The following is a 19,927-nucleotide window of genomic DNA, read 5'->3' as shown; positions in this document are numbered from 1 at the left end:
GGACGTCGTGCTTTCGGGTGATCGATGCGTCGAGGCAGGGGGCGCGGCTCACCGCGGTGGTCGGCGAGCGGGTGCTGCGGGTGGGCCTTCGCGGCCGGACCGGCGACTGCCCGGTCACCGCACTCGTCGACCGGCTGCAGGCCGTGAGCGCCGACTTCCGCCGGAGCTGGGCCGAGCACGAGGTGGCGCTGCGGCGCGTCGAGCGCAAGATCCTGCCGCGTCCACGGGTCGGCGGCCTGCTGATGGACGGCGAGAGCCTGGTCACGCCCGACCAGGGCCAGTAGCTGCTGGTGCTCGCCGCGGCGGGCACCGAGGCTTGCGAGCGGCGGAGCTGCTGCGGGTCATCGGCATCGGGCAACGGCCCGACCGCGCTCGGCCGTCAGCAGTGCGGCGACCGTGTCCGGGCCGACCCGGTGGCCCTGACGAGTCGGCTCGGCCGTCAGGTTCCGGGTGGACTTCACCGTCCAGCGCAAGGGCGACTGCGGATCCCCACGCTGATCCGGCTCGACCAGCGCCAGCAGCGCCGTCACCAGGCCCGGATCGCTCTCACGCAGCGGCTTGCGCCCGCCGCCCGGACCCGGTCGGCGGGCTCCTGGTCCGCGTCCAGCTCCCGAGCGCCACGGTGGACTGCGCCACCCCCTGCCAGGCGGGCGACCCGGCGCACATCCCCATAGCCGAGCATCCGAGCCGCCGGCCCCAATGTCAGGCGCGGCTGCCGCTCATCCAACTGTGGCAGCAGTCGGGCGAGCACCTCCCCGAGCGCCGCCGCACTCTCATCCGTCACACCGTGATCCTGGACCCCAACCACCCCATCAGAGCAAGGAGTTATTAATCGTCAACTCCCTGACCGCCTCCGAGTCGAACGGCAGACTCAGCCGAGCCACCACCGCCCCGAGATCAGAACCGATCCCGTCACGAACGATACCTCCTATTTGTGATCACTCTCGATGGTCTCCGACCAGAACGGTGCCGCGTGCCTAATGATCAGTGGCCGTGAACAACATGGATGCTGAGGTAGTCCTGTTCCCGGACCTGGACGACCTGGCGACAGCGAACAGTGAGATCGGCGGGATACCGTGACCGTCGTTGCCTACGCGGGTGCGCCCGAGGTGCTCTGCCCGGCCTGCGGCGGCCGATTACGTCGGGACTACCGACCCTCAGGCGTTTGCTGATGGCCGCTCAGCTCGTGCCCCGCCTCCCGGCCCCGGCCGTCGACCGGCGGCGACCTGCGGCCACCACCAGGCCAGCCCTGGGCGGCACAGCCGGACAGGGCACGCACAGCCCCGCCACCGCCCACCTGCCCTACGAGCCTCAGTCCGTCGGCGCGGCCCGCCGCCTGGTGCGCGGCGCACTGCGCGAGTGGCAGCTGCCCGACCTGGTCGAGGCCGGCGAACTTCTCGCCAGTGAGCTGGCTGGCAACGCGGTCAAGACCGGTTGCGGGTGGCGTATGACGGTCGCGATCGAGCACCTCACCGACCGGTGTGTGCGCATCAGCGTCCGTGACGGCTACCGGAGCTTGCCGTGCCTGATCGAGGTGGGCTCCGGTGCCGAGCCGGGCCGAGGCCTGGCCCTGGTCCACCAGCTCACCGGCGGGCACTGGGGTGCCACCGCGCAGGCGTTCGGCAAGACTGTCCACGCGGAGTGCGCCCTGCTGTGTGGTGAGGGGCCGGGAGGAGTAGAGGGCCGGCGCTATCGCGATCGCTCCCGGCGCTCCGAAGCTTCTGGACCGCTACGGCGTCGGCCCGGACACCGTTGGCTAACGCATCGGGGCTGCAGTTTCTCTACGTACCTATTTGAGCATGGCTCCCGTCGAACAGATTCATAATTTCAGATAAAGTAAACCCCATCTTTCACGTCGGCTGGAATGGAGGTGGCCTGCAATGCCAGATGCCAGAGACAGGTATCTTAGGCCCGGCAATCCCGAAAGGGATAATTACCACCCAGACGTAGTGCCCAACTCCGACGAAATGAATGCAACAGGCGGACCCCTGAATTCGGCACGATTCCGGGCAAGGCAAGCGGATGCGTGGGCCCAGAACGACCCAGCGAAGGCAGCTTTTCACTACGAGGCCGTTGGGAGAATCAAGAAAGCAGAAGCGCCTAAGAGCACCATGGACTCCCTCAAGAACACCCTCGGACGCCTATCAATGACGAGCGCGCGGGAGCAGGAAAAAAACGTCGGCGGACGGTCTAGAGATGCAAGGAAGGCGCATGAGCACAATAGAACCCCTTCGCCTACAAATCGGAACCCATCGCAAAAATAGCGGCTGACGATGCTCCGATGACTATCTGGCGCTACTGATTCCCAAATAAGCTGACCGTCCCGTGGCTGCCGCGTCAGACGAGATGGCAGGGTTCTTTCCCTGGCGTGACATATCTTCGAAGAGAGGCGCGACATGTCGACCGGCTTCCCCTCCTCTGGCAGCAGTGGACCACCGGACCCTCAGCTAGACAGCCTGCGAGAAGCTGCCGGTAAACTCGATTCTAATATCGTCAAGCAGAAGCTCACTGGGGAGGTGCATGAATTCAGCGAAGCCGATATGAAGGAACTAAAGAGTCTCGACGCGCGAGCAAAGGGTGGAATTGGGCACGGCTATGCGCATGTTGGCGAGGAGGCTCACTAGGAGGCTTACAGAGAGGCTCTGTACGGAAACGCGATCAAAGGGGCGCGAAAGATTTTCGAAAGGGTAGGGGCCACAAATCCAGAGACTACGGAGAAGGAAATTTATCGCCTTCTTGACTCTAGCGCTCGCGATGGCTTTGCGCCCATTGAGCCCTCAAGGAATGGGCCGGGCATTGGACCGGCGGGTACGGCAGTGACTAAGGCCGCGTCATGGCACACCGAAGCCAAGGGTGAAGGTGTCAGCAAGTGGGACCGCCTCACCTCCGCGTTGGGCCGCCTAGGCAAGTCCGTCGGGTTGGGTGTCACGGACTCGCCGAAAGGGGCTCATGGTCCTACCAGTACAAAAGAGAGAGCGGCAGCAAATAATGCGGCAACACAGGAGCGGGCGAATAAAAATGGAGGGCGTCATATTAAGGGGCCCTAGCCTCAATGCCAGTGACTTAAGGATCGTTGCTGGTAGGTTGCCTGTCCAGGAGGTGCCTGGATGCCACGCTCTGGGCAGGTCAAGCCGTCGACGGACGAGCGATTGTCGGACCGGATAGCGATCGGTCTGCTGACGCACGCGTTCCCGCCAGAGCTGGTGGACCGGATCGTGGAGGAGTGCGGCCGGACCGGGCGGCGCCAGCGGCTGCTGCCGCCACGGGGGTGGTCTATTTCGTGCTGGCGATGTGCCTGTTCTCCGGGCAGGGGTAGGAGGAGGTCGCGCGGCCGCTGACCGAGGGGCTGGCAGGGCGAGGCACTGGTCGGGGTCGTGGCAGGTTCCACCATCGCGGCGATCTCCCGGGCCCGGGTCAAGCTCGGGCCCGAGGTCCTCAAGGCGTTGTTCGAGCAGGCGGCCGGCCCTGTGGCGACCGGGGCTACCGCTGGTGCATGGTATGGGCGTTGGCGTTCAATGGTCATTGACGGGACGACGTTCGATGTGCCGGACAGTGAGGAGAACGACGCGCGGTTGGGCCGTCCCAAGACCCACCGCGGTGAGTGGTCGGCGTTCTCGCGGGTGAGGGTGGTGGCGTTGGCGGAGTGCGGCACCCACGCGATCACTCACGCGACCCTGGGCCCGTTCAGCACCGCCGAGTCCGTGCTCGCGCGGGAGCTGTTCGACGTTCTGGGGCCTGAAGATCTGCTGATGGCCGAGCGTGGCTTCGCCGGCCTGGAGCGGTGGCGGGCCGCTGCGGCGAGCGGAGCGGACCTTCTGTGGCGTATCAAGTCCACTGCGGTCCTGCCCGTGTGGCGCGAGCCTCCTGGCGGCTCCTACCTGTCCGACATCGCCGCCGCCGGGGACCGCAAGCGCGCGGACGCGGTCGTCGCGCGGGTCATCGAGTACACCCTGGACGACCCCGGCCGCCCGCAGTACACCACCCGCTACCGGCTGATCACCACCATCCTCGACCACGAGTCCGCGCCCGCGATGGAGTTGGCGGCCCGCTACAACGAGCGGTGGGAGATCGAGACCGTGCTGGACGAGCTGAAGACCCACCAGCGCGGCCCCGCTCAGGTTCTGCGCTCCCGCTCGCCCGAAGGTGTCGAGCAGGAGGTCTGGGGCCACTTGCTCGTCCACCACGCGATCCGCTCGCTCATGCACACCGCCGCGCCCAGGACATCGGCGAGAACCCTGACCGGCTCTCCTTCACCCGCACCCTGCGCCTCGCGCGACGCCACGTCACCGCGCGGGTGGCCTTTTCCCCTGACCGCCTGACCGCAGCCCTCGCCGGTGGGCAGGAGGTGGCCCGCCACCTCCTGCCCACCCGGCGCAGACGCTCCAACGCCCGCGTCGTCAAACGGGCCACAGCCCACCTGAGACCCGATCGAAGCAGGTCACCATTGCGCCGCACCACAAGACCGCCTCGATCAACCCACCCGTCACGGTCAGGCAATCCTGGGACTACTAAGTCACTGTATTGAGGCTGACGCTGAACTGACGACCCTATGCGCAGTCGCTGGCCGCACGAGGCGGGGAATCCTCGAAAGGCGGTCGCAATCGCAGGCCGCACCGGCACATACTGGCGCGCATGTCACGGATGCTGGAGGATCTGTCCACGAGAGCGGGACAACGGGGTGGGCCGTGGGGTTGGGAGCTCTTGCGCGGGTGCGAGCTGGACGCCGCGATATGGAGGTGGACTGAGGTTCTGGTCCGCCGTGGTGGCCCAACGCTCGCCGCTTTGCGCCCATTCGACCCAGCCGAAGTAGAGCCGAATTCCCTGAGCGCACGTTACGGTAAGGCGCTCAGGCGTTGCATGTATGGGCAAACCAGCGAGACGCTCACCACGCACGGACAGCTGACGAATCGAGGTCAACGGTTCCTTCGAAGTCGATCGGCCCGCCCCGCAGCGTTGCGGTCACAGTCTCGGTGAGTGTGCCGGAGAATCCTTCGTGGAAGAAGGGTGCTGCCACACGGCACTGCGCGAGGACTCGCCCTGCTGTGTGAGATCGCCCCTTGCCGTGCCGATCCGTGCGGCGCGCTCTCGTAGCAGCGCGGCACGCTCCGTCGTTGACAACGCCCCCAAGCTGGCTGCTTCCTGGATCGCGGCTGTGAGCTGGGGGGCCATTTTCTCTCGCGCAGGTTTTGCGGTCTCGTAGCGCGATTGGGCGCCTATCTCCCTGAGCCGGTCGACGACGTTCTGCACGGTTGACTTGTTCCGTGATCTCGATCTGACTGCCTCGGCATGCCCGGCCACAATCTCTGGGCTGGGCGCCAATGCGTCGCTCCGGTCGGGCCTCCAGACGACTGGTTCCGCGCCCGCCGCTCCGATTTCGACGCGAGGCATCCCCATGTGGTGCAGGAACTTCGTCTCGACCGTGTGGGCGTAGTTCTCCGTCGGAATGTCTGCCACGTATCCCGCGAAACTATTTTCAAAATTAACCACCCTGGCCAGGCGTGCGGATTGGAGGTAGCCACTGTAGGAGTTCACAAAAGCGACCTCGGCGTCTCGGTGCTCCTGCGTCCCGGGTATCTTCCCGTCCAACTCGACAGAGGCCTTCACGGCATTTTTGAACTCCTTACCCACGATTTCCTTCTGTTCCTTGCTCATCCCCGCAAGTCTCGGCTTTTCATGCCTCCCTGGTCGGTGCAGGTCATCCAGTGGATTTTCATTGAAGGAGTCGATCTGTTTCTTGATCTTCGCCAGTTCCGAGCCGCTGTTCCCCTTTCTGCCGTAGTTACGCAATATGGGATCTTCTGCGTAGAGTTTCTTTGCCGTGCGATCGTGTGGCGAGGGAAACGTGTCCGGGAGTTTCGCGAAAACCTTCTTCCCGCGCCCGAATCCGGTTTCGTAGTACCTCTTTCCCAGTATCAGGTCCTGAGGAGTGGTCAGTCCAGCCTCTACCCGCCCTCTCGCCGCCGTGACCATGTCAGCATGGGGCAGCCTATTGCGCGAGTAGCCCATTTGCTCCCGAATTTTCTGATCACCCTCCCTCGGATGGGTATGGATAAGGTACTCCATCGACTTCATGTCGAACTCGTAGTGTGCCAACTCGTGGACCACCGTTGCTGCACCCTCGAGCGCTGCGGTGGCATAGTTCCCACCGGGAGCTCCCAGGACAGACATTTCATTCTTCACTGCGCTAAAAGACCCTAAGTCCATTCCAATCGAATTCACCGCTTCGGGATCAGAGAACCGCAGAGGCGGGCCCGGGTATCCATCGAGCTGCAGCTTTCTAATGCATTCCTCGTGAACATCTGTGATCAGCTTGCTGTAGTTATCCGCGGAGAGTACCAGTGAACTCTTTTCAGTGGTTCCCGGCTGTGTAACTCCCGGTTGCTCTTGTGAATAATAAGCCACGCGCTGGGTGGTGAAATTTGCGAGTGCCTTGAGGAAATCTTCATCGTCCATGGATCCCATCATGGCCTCCCGGTCGCGGTGAAATGGCCCCTCTCGTAGGATAGCAATCGAACATCCTCGTATCCCCTTATGATCGTAGCGTCATACGTAGTAGCAACGACCCCTGGGAGCTGTTGGTCAATTGCACGCGGCCAGAGCATGCGGGGCTGGCCCTTCAGCCTCGATCCTTCAGTGTCCGGTCGGTGGTGACCGTCTTGGCTGGGTGCCCGGTTTGTCCTGGGTGCCGGTGAGGTAGGCCGTCGCGTGACGCTGTGGGTGCGCCGGGTTCCACGGGCCCGGGTCTGCTTTTCTTTCTGGTTCGTCGGGGTGGTGACCGGCTGTCAGGGTGCGGCCGGGAGCTTGGTGGGGCGTTGCCAGGCCAGGGTGAAGGCTTCGGCCCAGGGCCAGGTGCGGTCGATGCGGAGCCAGCGGCGGCGGGTATGGCGGTTGAGGTGGGCCGGGACGCTGTAGAGGCGGTGGCGTATGGTGTCCGGCTCGGCGCCGGCGAGGTCTTCTTGGTCGTGCAGGGCGAGGAGGCGGACCCAGCAGTCCAGGTCGTGGCCGAGGTTCGCGGTGAGCATCCAGGCCGCGTTGACCTGCCACTTCTTGCTGGAAGGTTCCGCAGCCCCGTCGCCTTGCCGACCCGGAGGCGGGCCTCGACCATGGCGTGCGAGCGGGCGAGCGCGTCGAGGAACTGGGGCTGGTGGGAGCCGGCGATGTCCCACATGTGCCCGATGTTCGTGGCGACGATCGAGTACTTGAAGCCGGTGCGGGCCTCGTAGGTGGTGAGCTTCTTCGCGTGCCGCCCCGACGGTTTGACCCGGCGGACCAGCAGTCGCATCCCCGCCGGCCAACCCGTGCGAGTGTTCAGGCCGGTCAGCTCCGCGATCCCGTAGCCCTCCTGGATCTCGCCATCTTGGCGTAGGGCAGCCTCCCACATCCGCTCGGGGAGTTTGGCGATCGCCGTCTCATCCTGGTCGGTGATGGTCGAGCCAACCAGGTAGCGCACCGTGCGCCGGGCGGTGTTCAACGCCTCGATGTTCTTGATGAGCTCGTGGGTGGCCCCGGCCGTCGACCCGCACCAGGATCTTGGGGAGATCTGCTCTGGTGACCAGTCTTCGGCGAGCCTGGCAGTCACGAAGTCCCGAAGCTGTGTGTTCGTGGCGAGCAGGCACGGCTGCCGGCGTCGGGCGCGGTCCCAGGTGCGGTCCTCGGCGTCCACAGCGCGGTAGCGGGCGGGGCCCTTGTCACGGGCGATCTCCCGGCTGACGGTCGAGACGGCTCGACCCAGGCAGCGGGCGATCTCGCGCATCGAGTCGCCTCGGGCCAGACCTCGCGAGATCGACTCCCGTTCGGCAAGCGTCAGTTGGCCGTCCCTGCGCTGCCGGACCGGTGGAATGTAGCCGCCGTTGGACTTGATGATCGTGAAGATCGAGCCCGGCGGCCGGCCCAGCGCCCGCGAGATCTCGCGAATCGACTCACCGGCCTTCCAGCGGTCCCACAACTCGCGCTTCTGCATGTCCGATATGCCCGGATGGTGTCCCGCCTGGTGGTGTAGCCGATCTTGCTTGAGATCTTCACGACCGCCCAGCCGCCGGCGAGTCGAGTCGTGTTCTGCGACCGAAGCTCGCAGGCTGATGTACCGTCAGCCTTCCGTATGCTCCGCGGAAGCCGGATTCCGGTCCTGAACTGCGCTTCTACCGGCTTGATCGGCTACACCACGCCAAGGGACGCGACTCGAGGCAGGCGAGGGGGTGAGTCGCGATGGCTGGAGGAGACGCGGCCGTGCCCCCAGTCCGGGCCCGCGACAGCGGGTGCGCCGAGGCGGTAAGAAGGGCGACAGCGGGTCGGAACTGGCGAAGATCAAGGAACAGATCGATTCCTTCAATAAAAATCCACGCAGTCACGGGGCGTCCCTTGGGGGCGGCGGAGCGTGAGGCGGCGGCTGAGGGCCGCCGGTCTGTTCGAACAGGGTGTGCGGCAGGCGGAGGTGGCGCGTCTGTCGAAACAGCTCCCGCGCGAGCACGGACCCCGCGGTGGTGAACGGGCCCAGGGTCGCGTGAGTGATCGCGTGGGTGCCGCACTGCGCCAGCGCCACCACCCTCACCTGCGGGAACGCCGACCGCTCACCGCGGTGGGTCTTGGGACGGCCCAACCGCGAACAGGCGTTGCCCCGGCCGCCGCCGAGCAGGCTCCAGCCATGACGACACTTCACCTGACGAGCCGGTACTTCGAGGCCCCGCACGAGTACCGCCCGACCGCCGGCGACCCGACCGCCGTCTTCCTCGGCGGTGGGATCACCGGCTGCCCGAACTGGCAGGAGGCCGCGGCTCGCCGGCTGCTCAGGGCCGGCTTGGTGGTGCTGAACCCCCGCCGCGCAGTCGGCTTCGCTATCGACGACCCGACCGGCGCCCCGGCCCAGATCGCGTGGGAGCACCGCCACCTGCACCTGCCTGGCGTGCTCACGCTGCTGTGGTTCGCCGTCGAGAGCGTGCAACCGATCGCGCTGCTGGAGCTGGGCGCCGCCCTGGGTGAAGGCCGGGCACTGGTCGTCGGCGCGCACCCGGGCTACCCGCGGCGCCTGGACGTCCAGCAGGTGCAGCTGGCCCGGCCGGGCACACTGGTGTACGCCGCACTGGACGACGTCCTCGACCGTGTGGTGGAGCTGACGGGTGGGCAGGGCGCCCAGGCGGACCCCGCACGGAAGTAGCCCGGGGTCGAGGAACATTCGAGGTTTGCTCAGGAACCCTCATCCGTCCGGTGGTCCATCCGTTCGCCCAGCTCCACCCCGCGCGCGATGATTGCTGCGGTGAAGGAGTCGACCGGAGCCGGGCCCGTCTCCTCTGGTCGGTAGCGACCCGGGAACGACGGGTCGATGGCTGGTGCCCAGTAGCCCACGTCATGGCGGTTCGCGTACTCGATCAGGGCATCGCACAGGTAGTACTCGGCGCGAGCCCGACGATCTGCGGAGGTGCCGGGGGCGACGACCGCCCCGAACGACAGGTCAGCGAACACAACGCCCGCGTCGTCCCGATCAGCGGCCCGTAGAGCCTCCAACCGCACGTCAGAGGCCGCGCAGTCGAGGGCGAATGCGTCGGCGGGCACCGCACCCATCTCTCCTTCGTAACCTCCGTACATGATTCGCTGGAGTCGAATCCCGGGGTACTCGGCCAGAGTCCACCGGCTGTGCTCGCTGATCTCTTCCCACGGCCTCAGCGTCATGGGTGATCCCTTCGTGTCTGCGTCTTGTCGGGCGCAGGCGCCGAAGGGCGCAGGGCTCGCCGTGGGCGTCGGCGCCGAGCGGCAGCGCGTCACTGCGATCCGATGGTCAGGCTGCCCGCGGCTTGTCCTCCACGGGGTAGAGCTCGACCACGGCGTGGTCACCGAGGAGGAGAGCCGCACTGTCGCAGCTGGTCTTCGTCTGCGCGTCGCGCATACCCAGACCTGCGACGGCGAGCGCTTCATCAACACCCTTGAGCTGTTCGCGGCGGATGGCTGGGGCCTCGCCCTCCCAGGTGGCAGTGAGTTCCAGGGTCCGCCTGCTGCGGGCGGGGCCAGGGTGGATGTGCAGCGGTACCTCCCTGCCGAACCACGGCGCCAGGGCGGTGACCGCCTGGTCGAGCAGGCGCTCCCCGGCCAGGATGTCCAGGGCGATGGGACGGCTGTACACGTTGCCGGCGCGCTCTGCGACCTCATTCGCGCTGGCGCCCGCGCGGTTGTCCAAGAGCATCGCCTTCTCCAACCGTCGCTTGGCCTGCGTCACGGCCATCGCGGCGGGTGTGGTGTGGTCTGGTCCCGATGGCGTGGGCAGCGGCCAGCCGGTGCGCGCGCAGAGGTCATGCAGGTCCCCGGGACGCCCCTGCCATTCCGTCACAGCGGCCACGTGGCCGGCGACATCGTGCACTTCGATCCAGTCCAGTCCCGCGGCGCGCAGCCGCCCGACCAGCGTGTCCAGTGCCCGCAGTGAGCGCCGGGTGAAGGCGATCTCCAGGATCTCGTCAGCCATCGTCGTCCCTTTCGTGTTGGGGTGAACCCGCACACACGACCCTACTGATCAAAATCTTTACCAGTCAAGTTTTTTACCACTAACGAGTTCAGGTGCTGAACTCCCGACGGAGGCGGTCCAGCTTCTCCAGGACCGCCTCCGGAGACGACGAGCCGGCCCGCTCGGCGGCCGCGGTCGCCAGCGACACCGCCACGATCCGGTCGAGGCCGCCCAGGTTGCTGAGCAGCTCGAAGTGGCCGTCGGCGAAGGCCCGCAGCGCAGCCGCCACGTCTGCGGGCATCTCGATGCGCCCCATCGGGGTGGGGTGGCGTGGGCGTGGAGGTGGAATCCGGCGCCGAGTGCTGCCCCGCGCGGCCGGTGGCCAGGGGATGGGGTCCCCGGCCGAAGGCTGGGGGAGGGTGGGCTGATCGTGTTCGCGCTCTGGTTCCGGCGGGCTGCGCGGGGCAGGGGTGGGCGGCCCGTGTGGGCGCGTGCCTCCAGACGCTGGCCGAGGCCTGGTGGGGGGTGAAGCCCCTGGGGCTGGTCGGGGAGGGTGCGCGGCCTCGCCTGGGCGTCGCGCATGGTGTGTGGTGCCGGGTGGGTCCAGTCGTGGACCGGTCCACCCGGTGGCTCTGGGGTGCGGGGGTGGTCACCGCACGGGCGAGTGTCTCTACGACTGGGCGCCCGCCCGCGTGCCCGTTGCGTCACTGTCAGCGCTCGCCGTCCTCCGGTCGCCAGCTGCGCCCGGACCACAGCGGTTCGATCTGTTCCCAAGCCGGCTCCCAGGCTTGCTCTGCCTGCTGTGTAAGGGTGTGACGATGCACGACGTAGGTCGTCCAGACAACCGTCCCGGTGGCGAGGAAGACGCCCAGCCCACACAGTCCCGCGGCTACCGCCAGCTGGCTGTCCAGCGGCGGTGGCGCGGCGGGATTGCCGCTGTCGTCGACCCAGAGTGGGACGCTGCTGCCCGGCGCCGTCTTGGCGGCCACCGAGACCGTCCCGCTCCGATGCTCTGCCTGCGGATAGTCCCAGGACGCACGCGCCGAGGCGGTGTCGAGCCCTAAGCCGTTACTCGCCACCGCCAGCGTGATCGCGGTCACCTGATGGCGGTGCGCGGCGATCTGGTGGTTCTGTGCCCGCATGCTGCTCAGCAATGCCAGCGCGAGCAGCGTGGCGAGGGGCGCGGCTAGCGCCAGGGCCAGCGCGGCTGCGACCAGCAGCTGGCTGCGGGCCCGGTCGACCGGGCGACAGAGCGGATTAGGGTCCTGCCCGAGGGCGCGCCGCAGCTGGCGCACCAGGCACGTGCGGACCGCGGTGTGCCGGTGCGAGGCGGATATGGCGAACATGGCGGGCCTCCTCGTTGCCGCAGGGTCTTTCAGGGCATGACTGCCAGTTGTCGCTGCGCGATCTGCTGACCCGCAGGGCCGACGAGCCCAGGCATGGGCCCGCGACCCGGTCGGGCGAAGCCGAGCGTGTCAAGGGACCAGGCCCCGGCGGCCCAGCGGCGCGAAGGCCGCCCCGATACCGGCCACCTTGGTGGCCGCGAGCACCCCGGGGGATCCCCACGCGATGCTGGCGTTGGGCCGGCGCCTCGCTGGGCGCGTCGTGGTGGAACGGGCCCAGGTAGCCCAGCGGCGCCACCTCGGGCCAGTCGAGCGCCACGAAGGTCACCGCGCGTCCCACCGTGGCGAGCCCGATCACCGCGGCGGCCACCGGGGGCCGGCGACGCCCGACCGCCCAGACCACCAGCGCCGGCCCCCTTGTCCTCCACGCGAAGCCGTGGCCCAGCGGGCCGGCCGCGAACACCCCGCTCAGCAGCACCATCCGAGGCAACCGCGGTGGCAGGGCCACACCAACCGCCACCGTCAGCCTCGCCGCAGCATGGAGCAGTACCGAGGCGAGCGCGAGTATGGCCCTGCGCCGAGCCAGCAGCAGGTTGCGCGCGAGCGGACGAACCATCAGCAGCTCGGTGGCGCCCCACTCCACGTCGGCGGCGAACGCGACAGCGGCCGGCGAGCCGATCGCGGTGAGCTTCCCTACGATCCGAAGCCGATGGACCAGCCCGGCCCCCAGCGATGCGCGATGGCTGGCGATCGTCACCGCGCCGATCCAGCCGCTGAACACCTTGAAAACACCCGGCCAGTTGCCTGCTCACGCGGCCCTACCACCCTCGGCTGCCGCTGGGCCGGCCTGCGCGAGGTCGGCGACGGTCAGGTCGCAACTCAGCACGCCGCGTCGCATCAGCTCACTCTTGAGCGGCCGGTACCAGTCTTCCCGATCCAGCTCGTAGCGCTCGCAGTAGGCGGCCAGCTCCGCGGCCCTGGCTGGTGCCGGGTTCCTGAACAGCTCGGCGCAGAAGGCGGGTTCGACGTTGGCCAGCGCCACTGCCTTGCCATCCGGGGAGCCGGCCTCCAGCAGCAGCCGCTCCCTGCCCTGGTACACCGGTACGCCCGGATCAGCGGCGATCAGCCGCTTGATCGCCTGAGGGCAGCCGCTGGATTCCTTGACCGCCGCCACACCCGGCAGCCGGCAGATCCGCAGCAGGGTCGCCAACTCGGTGGCGTTGCCGCTGTGCACGCTCTCGTTGTACACGATCACCGCAAGGCCCGACTGGGCCGCGATCGCGGCGTAGTGCTGGTAGATCTCCTCCTGGCTGACCTGCGGCCCGTAGGGGCTGGTGGCTACCACCGCGGCCGCTCCCAGCCTCCTGGCCTCGATGGCCCGTTCGACGACCTGATCGGTGGTGGGCCGCTGAACGCCTGCCAGCACAAGGCGTCCGGCCGCATGCTGGATGGTCGTGGCCAGCATCGTGCGCCACTGATCATCCGTCAGGGCCCAGCCCTCGCCGGTGCTCAGCGTCACCAGCAGCGCGGTCACATGATCGCGCACCGAGCGCACCAGGCGCTCCACGTCCTGCTCAGCCACCTGCGCGCTGGAGGTCAACGGCGTTACCAGGGCCACCGTCACTCCTTGGAACATATTCACCTCCTGCCGGCCGCTCACAGCTCGGCGGTCGCGATCCGCAGCGCAAGCGATCGCTGGTAGAGCTCCTCCAGCGGTTGCGGGAAGGCCAGTTCGGGGCCCGGGTCGGGTGCTGCCACCGGCAGGTCCGGCTGCCTCGAGCGTCCGGTCAGGCGCGCGCTGACCGAGCGCAGCAGGCCGCCGCGGTGGATCACCATGCCCAGCAATAACCGTTCGTGGGTGGCGAGGCGGGGATACCTGGCGGCCTCAGGGGCACTGCGCAGATCGTCCTGCTCATAGCCGAGCCGGACGATCGCCATGACGGTGTGCAGGTAGTCCATGAACGGGTAGTAGGCGTCCTGCACCTCGCGCGGGAACTGCCAGACCAGGTCGTCGCAGCGGCCCACCTGCTCCAAGCTCATCATCACCCGCCCGCCGAGCCGGGTGGCGAAGAAGGTCCTGCACACCGCCCGGGTGTACTCATCGGTGCTGTTCATGCCCATGAAGAGCGTCGCGTCGACGTACTCCACCCCTTGGCCGGTCTTGATGTCAAAAGGCATGACGGTTCAGCACCTTCCGGATGATAGCCACCGCGTCGGCGAACATCTGCGGGTCACGGGCCAGCGCGAAGCGCACGTACGCGTCGCCCTTGCTCGGCTCGCTCCAGTAGAAGTACCGCCCCGGCAAAACGTAGACGCCCCGCGCGTAGAGCAGGCGCTGGACGTCCAACGCCTTCACGAGCGGGTGGTTGATCCTCGCCCAGGCCACGCTGACCTTGGCCACCGGCTCCTGGCACTCCAAGACGGTGCCATCCAAGGCCTCCCGGATCAGATCCCGGTTGCCGTCCAACACATCGCGGACGCTGGCGAGCTGCTCCTCGGCGGCGTCCCGCAGGTAGCGCGTCAGCACGTTCAACGTGAACGGCGAGACGTTGAGCAGCACACTGGTGTGCAGGTTATGGACAGCCTCACGAATGTCGTCGCTGGTGGTGATCATCGCGCACTTGGCGTCCTGGACCGGCCAGGTCTTCCCCGTGTCCTCGATCGCCAGATAGGTCACCCCCGAGTTCTCCAGCAACTCGTAGACATCGAAGCGGGTGACCGCAGAGTCGAACAGCGTGAACGAGGCGAAGCAGAAGTCGAGGACCAGCACCTTCTGCTGGTCCTTGCAGAAGCGGACCACCTCCTCGAAGCCGCGCCGACCGTGCCTCAGCAGGGTGAAGCCGGTGGGGTTGTTGGGGTCGACCAGGAAGAGCGCATCGGTGCGCACCCGCCGCTCGAGCTCCTGGTAGATCCGATCCGCAGCGTGCAGCGCCGACTCGTCGATCGGGTAGGCGGCCACGTCGAGGTTGGCGAGCACGTCGTACAGGTTGTCGAAGCACGGCTCGATCAGCGTGACGGCCATGTGGCGCTGCTTGAGGAACATGCCGACCACCATCGTGGAGATCGAGGCGGCGTAGGAGAGCATGGTCTTGTTGCGGGCCAGCGCGGTGGGCTGGCGCTGCAGGCGGAAGAAGGCCTCGGTGAAGCGCTGCTCGGAGGTGGCCTGCAGCCCACGCTCGGCCTCATACCACAGCTTGGGCAAGTCCGCGATGATGCCGCGCTGGCGATCCGACTGCCTCTGGTGGGTATGCGCGTCGGCAAGATTGTACCGGGTACGCAGCGCCTCGATCTCATGCTGCGTCAGATCAGGCAGCGCCGTGGCCGCGCTGGCGGCCTCGGTGACGGGCGGGTGGGAGCGGGGCTGGCTCTGAAGCGGGTTCATCACGGTCTCCAAGCCACCCGCGGGCGGGTGGACTACCAGATCTTGCATACGCCAGCCAATGCTCCTCTCACAGGAGATCCGGCGACATGGCGCGGAAAGTGGATCGAAGCGCCTAAGCCGAGGGATACACTGCCAGGCATCAGAGCGGGCCACATCGGGCGGAATGCTTCTGGGGCTACTTAGCCTCGATCTCGCACGACTGCCGTTGGCTTGGCCGGTAGGCCGTTTCTGCTTGGGCCGGGCCGGGTTTTCTGTCTGTCTCCACCAATCGGGCAGCGGCCCAGCGGGATTGGGAGATACCGCGCCACCCACGGGGGTTCGATCTTGGCGTAGCAATGGTCGACGACCGCATCGATAGTCCTCTCCCTGAGGCCCCTGACCTCGCGGATCTTGTCCGTGACGCCGATGAACAAGAGGCCGCCGTCGGTGCTGGCCAGTGCTGCCACACCGCAGGCGACCGAGTCGGCCAGCTGCTTCCTGTATTCGACGGTGGGAGCCGCGGGGCCGACTTGCCGCACCGCAGTGCGCACCCGGTCGGTAGTGAACTCTGAGGGAGCTGCGTCGAGCAGAGACGGTGCTGAACCACGCCTCGCGTCTTCCTTTGCCACCTCTGGCTTTGGATTGGCCGAGCCCCACGCTGGCGGTAGCCTCTGGCCGCTCTCGGGCAGTTGAGGGACTGTCGGGTCATGCTGGGTGTCGGCCGCGGTTGAGGGGGCTGAAGCCCTGGCTCTCGACCACATCCCATTGAACCTAGGTGTCCACATCACTGGGCAGTCGGGAAGATGTGGCCCGCGCGGCGTCTGTCGCGCGGAGCTTCTCCTCCCCAAACGCCGTGCGTGGCCTGCAGGCGGCGGCCCGCCTCACGGCACTCACGACGAACGGGGCAGAGCCTGCACCACGCCGCGGCCACCCGTTGGCCAGCGAGATCGTCAGTGAACCACAACTCCGGGTCCATGGCACGGCAGGGTATCCGAGCCTGCGCGTGATCCCGGATCCGCTGATACAGCTCCTCAACCGATCGTCTGATCTCTTTGGCCATCACGCTGCAACGATCCACTTCTCAGCCACGGCGATACGCTCCGCTCGCTCACCTGCACAAGGTGGCGGAGGCCATCAACTGTGTCCGAGTATGCCGCAGCGCCGCTGTCCGCGGACGCCCGGCCGATCCGGGCAGGGGGACCCGAAACTCCTGGCGTCGCACACCAATTGCCCAGCGCGGCAACCTCGATGCGCGTTACGTGCTCGGTATCCGAGTGGGACGACCACCTGGGGCCAACCCACTTATCAATATTTTTGAACGAGTTGCGCCAACCCGCTGGTTCCATCACGCCAGCTGTAGTTCGCGGTAAGCGCCGAGTCTCCGCTGGTCAGCGATCTGCCGAGGGCACTCCCGGCCATGGGGACCGCCACCGCGATCATGACCTTGGTGACGAAGAATCAGAGCGCGGCGGCGGTGGAGGCCACCGTAGCGCAGGCGGTGTGGCGGGACTTCTTCGGGGCGTTCATGGGGTTTGCGGCGAACTGCGTCCCACGCCGCGAGTCCCGGCAGACCTTGTGGGAGGTGACCGAGGCGGTCCTGATGGGACTGGAGTGCATCGCGCTGATCGGGCTGCTGCGTGAGCAGAATTCGGCGCTGGTCGAGCGGTGTGCCCAGTTGGAGGAACAAAACGCGAGGCTGACCGCGCGGGTGGCGGAACTGCAGCGCCGGCTGATCCGCGACAGCGGCAACTCCTCCAAGCCTTGCTCCTCGGACGTCTTCGGACGCCCGACGGAGAATCCGAAGCCGAAGGTCGCTGCCCTGCTCGCCCCCTACGACCTGGCCGGTGTCGTCACCGCCGACGCCCCGCACATCCAACGCGCCCACGCCCGCCACCTGGTCCAGGACAAGCAGGCGCACCACGTCCTCACCGTCAAGAAGAACCAGCCAAGCCTGTACGAGCAGCTCCGTCTCCAGCCCTGGGGCCGGGCGAGCGCGAAGTTCTACCACCGCACCACGGGCCACGGCCGGCTGCAGACCCGGGTCGTTGAGGTCCTTCACCTTCACGAACCTGGGCATCGACTTCCCCCCACGCCGTCCAGGCCGCACGGATCGTGCGGCACCGCACCGACACCCGCACAGGCAAACGCACCCGCGAAACGGTCTACGCCATCACGGACCTGACCAGCTGCGACGCTGCTCCCGAGCGGCTCGCCCCAATCGCCCGATCCCAGCAGACGGTCGAGAACCGACCCCACTCCCTGCGCGACACCACCTCCGCCGAGGACGCCTCCAAGATCCGCACCGGCCACGGCCCCGCCAACGCGGCCACCCTCCACGACCTGACGATCAACCTGCTCCGCGCGGCCGAACACACCAACATCGCCGCCGCCATCGGTGACGTCTCCTACCAACCCTTCCCCCGACCCCTGGACCTCCTGAACATCCCATGACCTGCACCACAACATGATCACCACGACTTTGAATCAGCCCGCCTCCCCCCGATCACGAGGGACGAGAGGGGCGAACCACCGAGCCCGTCAGCGACTCAACCGCCCCGACAAATCGAGGCCAACGGAACATCAGCACAAAATTAAGCACGTTCCCCGATCTATCAACTGCTTTCTCCGGACGATTATCTGAACTCCGGGGTTCTAATGGCCAGCCCAAGGAGAGAGAAATGGCAGACGCCCATGAGACTGCATCGGGAATGATCACAGAAAAGAATGCCCTAGAAGTCCGGAAGGCCATCGACACTCTCATCAGTGTCCGCAAGGAGCTCAAGCAAGATAATTACCAAGGCGACCAGTCCGGCTTTCGGAATCGTGGCGGAAAGGAGAATGCGGCACTCCAGAGCGCACTCATGGAAAATGGATGGCAGGGAAATCCTGGCCAAAATTGGTCGTACAAGGAAATATGCAAAGAGGGAGATAAGTTTTTAGCGGACCGCGGTTTCTCTCACCTGAAAACCGCGGGAGGGATGCAAAAGGACCTGACCCAAAGGTCGAACCAGCCGGCGGAAAACGCCCGTATCGTATTGCCAAATGAGAATTCCCTCAAAAATCATGTTGCCCTAGCTGAGATCGAGGCAGGTTTCAAACTCCTCGACAAGGAGGCGGCGGGACTGGGCGGGAACCGATCCCAGTCGACATCGAACGCAAAGGATGAGGAGCTCCAGGGGAAGGCTAAGTCAATTCTTCAGGGCATGGGATATGGGCAGTCAGGGTCCATGGACCGCTCCAAACTTCGGGGTGTCATGAAAGATGTACTGACAGACTTCCAAGTCGACCACCCGGCGTACAAGGGAAGAATTGACAGGATTCTCCAGGGGCATACCGCTAGAGAGATGCTTGCGAACCTGAAAGAGCCCACCGTAGGGCTGACCGCTGGCTCCCAGGACGCCGCGGAGAGGCTTGCGAACCTGAAGACCATACCCAAAACCTCAGGGCTGACCGGCGGCATCATGGACGCGGCCGCACGTACGGGCGGCGCGACGGGCGACGACAGGAATCTCCTCAAGCTCGTTTATACCCACTTTGCATCAATCGAAATGAACCCTGGAGGTGGAGGACTGCTGAAAGCGAACGTCGCAAATCAACACCTTGGGACACTGGCGGAAAAAAATCTAATAACCGCAGGAAAATACACCCCAAAGGCGCTTGAAAATAAGGACGTTAGGGCAAATCTATTGGATGATATAAGCCGCCAGCTCAAGCCGCCAACGAATACCAGAAGCACCCTTCAGAAAATAGAGACAGGCATTCGCAATCTGGCGATACGTGGCCACCGTGGCATCAGCGCCCCGAGTGCCCACAAAACGTCTACCCAGAGGGCCACACCTCATCAGTCTGGACCACTGGACCCTATGCAGAAGAGAACGTCACCTCATATAAAATAGCTTGATCTTATTCAATTTGGTTCTCGTCGCGGATGTAGCCACGGCCGTTTCAAGAGCCACGCGGTAGTCCGAGGACGCTGTAAGGGGCGGTCCATGGAGCGGCAGCCGACCGCATCACCACATGCGCCCGGCTCCGGCCAGCCCAGGACCTGACCGACCCGACCGAAGCGTCCAAGTTCACCCTGCGCCGCCTGGCCCGCCGATACCAGGACCTGGACCGCGAAATCACCGAATACAACGCCGAGTTGATCGCACTCGCGACCAAAGCCGCCCCGGAGATGCTGGCTGTGAACGGAGTCGGCCCCGAAACGGCCGCCCGCCTCCTGGCCGCGTCGGCGACAACCCCGAACGCCTGCGCTCCGAGGCCGCCTTCGCCCATCTGTGCGCAGCCGCCCCACTCCCCGCCTCCTCCAGCCGGCGGGACCGGCGCCGGCTCAACCGCGGCGGCAACGGTCCGCCAACGCCGCCCTCCAACCCATCGCCGTCGTCCGGATGCGCCAGGATCCGCGAACACGCGAGTACATCGCGCGCCGCACCGCTCAAGGGCTGCAGAAGAAGGACATCATCCGCTGCCTCAAGCGGTACATCGCCCGCGAGGTATACAGGGCGCTGACCTGCAAGAACACCACGTAGTTCCGCACGTCGCGGGTCACTGCGCAGTGCTGCGGGGCGACGCCGACGGACTTGGTCCCTTTCTCTGCACCTGGGTGTCGTCCAGCACCAGCGACGCGGCCTGATCGCCCAGGTGCTCGGCCACGTACGCCTGCGGCTCGTCCAGCAGCGCATCCGCCGAGCACGACAGCGCGTTCAGGAACTTCTAGATCCGCGAAGGCGTGACATGGCCCGCCCGTGCGGCCATCGTCCACGCGTTCTTCCGGCGTAGGTCCGACAGCAAGCCCTC

The 19,927-nt window shown here is 66.3% G+C and carries 16 protein-coding genes and 3 pseudogenes; 7 read left to right on the top strand and 12 right to left on the bottom strand.

Annotated elements, in window-relative coordinates; all coding sequences use genetic code 11:
- Positions 1-284 (top strand): annotated as a pseudogene (locus ABH937_RS34370) (hypothetical protein); the annotation flags it as partial.
- A gap of 87 nt (positions 285-371) precedes the next feature.
- Here the strand turns inward: ABH937_RS34370 and ABH937_RS34365 are convergent.
- Positions 372-700: pseudogene (locus ABH937_RS34365) on the bottom strand (ISAzo13 family transposase); the annotation flags it as partial.
- A gap of 2,407 nt (positions 701-3,107) precedes the next feature.
- Between ABH937_RS34365 and ABH937_RS34360 the strand changes: the two are divergent.
- Together ABH937_RS34360 and ABH937_RS34355 are read left to right on the top strand one after the other, a co-directional pair.
- Complete coding sequence (locus ABH937_RS34360) at positions 3,108-3,338, top strand: transposase domain-containing protein (protein ID WP_280694377.1); 231 nt, start codon at positions 3,108-3,110, stop codon at positions 3,336-3,338.
- A gap of 36 nt (positions 3,339-3,374) precedes the next feature.
- The gene (locus tag ABH937_RS34355; protein ID WP_280694378.1) at positions 3,375-4,319 is read left to right on the top strand and encodes an IS4 family transposase; all 945 of its coding nucleotides are present in this window, start codon (positions 3,375-3,377) and stop codon (positions 4,317-4,319) included.
- A 640-nt stretch (positions 4,320-4,959) separates the two neighbouring features.
- Here ABH937_RS34355 and ABH937_RS34350 read toward each other — a convergent pair.
- From ABH937_RS34350 to ABH937_RS34340, 3 genes and pseudogenes are all read right to left on the bottom strand, one after another.
- On the bottom strand, positions 4,960-6,453 hold the full coding sequence (locus tag ABH937_RS34350) for a hypothetical protein (RefSeq protein WP_280694379.1): 1,494 nt from the start codon (positions 6,451-6,453) through the stop codon (positions 4,960-4,962).
- Between the two features lie 329 nt (positions 6,454-6,782).
- Positions 6,783-7,022: a transposase gene (locus tag ABH937_RS34345; protein WP_280694411.1), complete on the bottom strand. Its 240-nt coding sequence runs from the start codon at positions 7,020-7,022 to the stop codon at positions 6,783-6,785.
- 680 nt (positions 7,023-7,702) lie between these two features.
- Positions 7,703-7,960: pseudogene (locus tag ABH937_RS34340) on the bottom strand (helix-turn-helix domain-containing protein); the annotation flags it as partial.
- Between the two features lie 681 nt (positions 7,961-8,641).
- On the opposite strand from ABH937_RS34340, the gene ABH937_RS34335 reads away from it, so the two are divergent.
- Positions 8,642-9,151 (top strand): nucleoside 2-deoxyribosyltransferase domain-containing protein, encoded by a 510-nt coding sequence (locus ABH937_RS34335; RefSeq protein WP_370220503.1) that lies wholly within the window; start codon positions 8,642-8,644, stop codon positions 9,149-9,151.
- Between the two features lie 29 nt (positions 9,152-9,180).
- Here the strand turns inward: ABH937_RS34335 and ABH937_RS34330 are convergent, their stop codons facing one another.
- The 8 genes from ABH937_RS34330 to ABH937_RS34295 all read right to left on the bottom strand — a co-directional run bounded on the left by ABH937_RS34330 (position 9,181) and on the right by ABH937_RS34295 (position 16,190).
- A complete protein-coding gene (locus ABH937_RS34330; protein WP_370220502.1) occupies positions 9,181-9,546 on the bottom strand; it encodes a hypothetical protein in 366 nt (121 codons plus the stop codon).
- Positions 9,547-9,769: 223 nt separating this feature from the next.
- Complete coding sequence (locus ABH937_RS34325; protein WP_280694382.1) at positions 9,770-10,447, bottom strand: hypothetical protein; 678 nt, start codon at positions 10,445-10,447, stop codon at positions 9,770-9,772.
- Positions 10,448-10,535: 88 nt separating this feature from the next.
- Positions 10,536-10,742: a hypothetical protein gene (locus ABH937_RS34320; RefSeq protein ID WP_280694383.1), complete on the bottom strand. Its 207-nt coding sequence runs from the start codon at positions 10,740-10,742 to the stop codon at positions 10,536-10,538.
- Between the two features lie 394 nt (positions 10,743-11,136).
- Positions 11,137-11,772, bottom strand: coding sequence for a hypothetical protein (locus tag ABH937_RS34315; RefSeq protein ID WP_280694385.1), 636 nt, complete (start codon positions 11,770-11,772; stop codon positions 11,137-11,139).
- Between the two features lie 805 nt (positions 11,773-12,577).
- Positions 12,578-13,405: a dihydrodipicolinate synthase family protein gene (locus tag ABH937_RS34310; RefSeq protein WP_280694386.1), complete on the bottom strand. Its 828-nt coding sequence runs from the start codon at positions 13,403-13,405 to the stop codon at positions 12,578-12,580.
- 20 nt (positions 13,406-13,425) lie between these two features.
- Positions 13,426-13,947 carry a DUF6190 family protein gene (locus tag ABH937_RS34305; protein WP_280694387.1) on the bottom strand — a complete coding sequence of 174 codons (522 nt, stop codon included), beginning with the start codon at positions 13,945-13,947 and terminating at the stop codon, positions 13,426-13,428.
- A complete protein-coding gene (locus tag ABH937_RS34300) occupies positions 13,937-15,151 on the bottom strand; it encodes an aminotransferase class I/II-fold pyridoxal phosphate-dependent enzyme (RefSeq protein WP_280694389.1) in 1,215 nt (404 codons plus the stop codon). Before ABH937_RS34300 ends, ABH937_RS34305 begins: the two co-directional genes overlap by 11 nt.
- A 763-nt stretch (positions 15,152-15,914) precedes the next feature.
- A complete protein-coding gene (locus tag ABH937_RS34295; RefSeq protein WP_370146970.1) occupies positions 15,915-16,190 on the bottom strand; it encodes a WhiB family transcriptional regulator in 276 nt (91 codons plus the stop codon).
- Positions 16,191-16,730: 540 nt separating this feature from the next.
- Here ABH937_RS34295 and ABH937_RS34290 point away from each other — a divergent pair.
- The 3 genes from ABH937_RS34290 to ABH937_RS34280 all read left to right on the top strand — a co-directional run bounded on the left by ABH937_RS34290 (position 16,731) and on the right by ABH937_RS34280 (position 19,026).
- Entirely contained in the window at positions 16,731-17,312 is a 582-nt protein-coding gene (locus tag ABH937_RS34290; protein ID WP_370146972.1) for a DUF6444 domain-containing protein, read from the top strand.
- Positions 17,243-17,581, top strand: a complete 339-nt coding sequence (locus ABH937_RS34285) for a hypothetical protein (RefSeq protein WP_280694391.1) — start codon at positions 17,243-17,245, stop codon at positions 17,579-17,581. Before ABH937_RS34290 ends, ABH937_RS34285 begins: the two co-directional genes overlap by 70 nt.
- 227 nt (positions 17,582-17,808) lie before the next feature.
- Positions 17,809-19,026, top strand: coding sequence for a hypothetical protein (locus tag ABH937_RS34280; RefSeq protein ID WP_280694392.1), 1,218 nt, complete (start codon positions 17,809-17,811; stop codon positions 19,024-19,026).
- The last annotated feature ends 901 nt before the right edge of the window (positions 19,027-19,927 follow it).

Source organism: Kitasatospora sp. GAS1066B (assembly GCF_041262605.1).
In the GTDB taxonomy this organism is placed as follows: domain Bacteria; phylum Actinomycetota; class Actinomycetes; order Streptomycetales; family Streptomycetaceae; genus Kitasatospora.
This window is presented reverse-complemented; position numbering and strand designations above follow the sequence as displayed.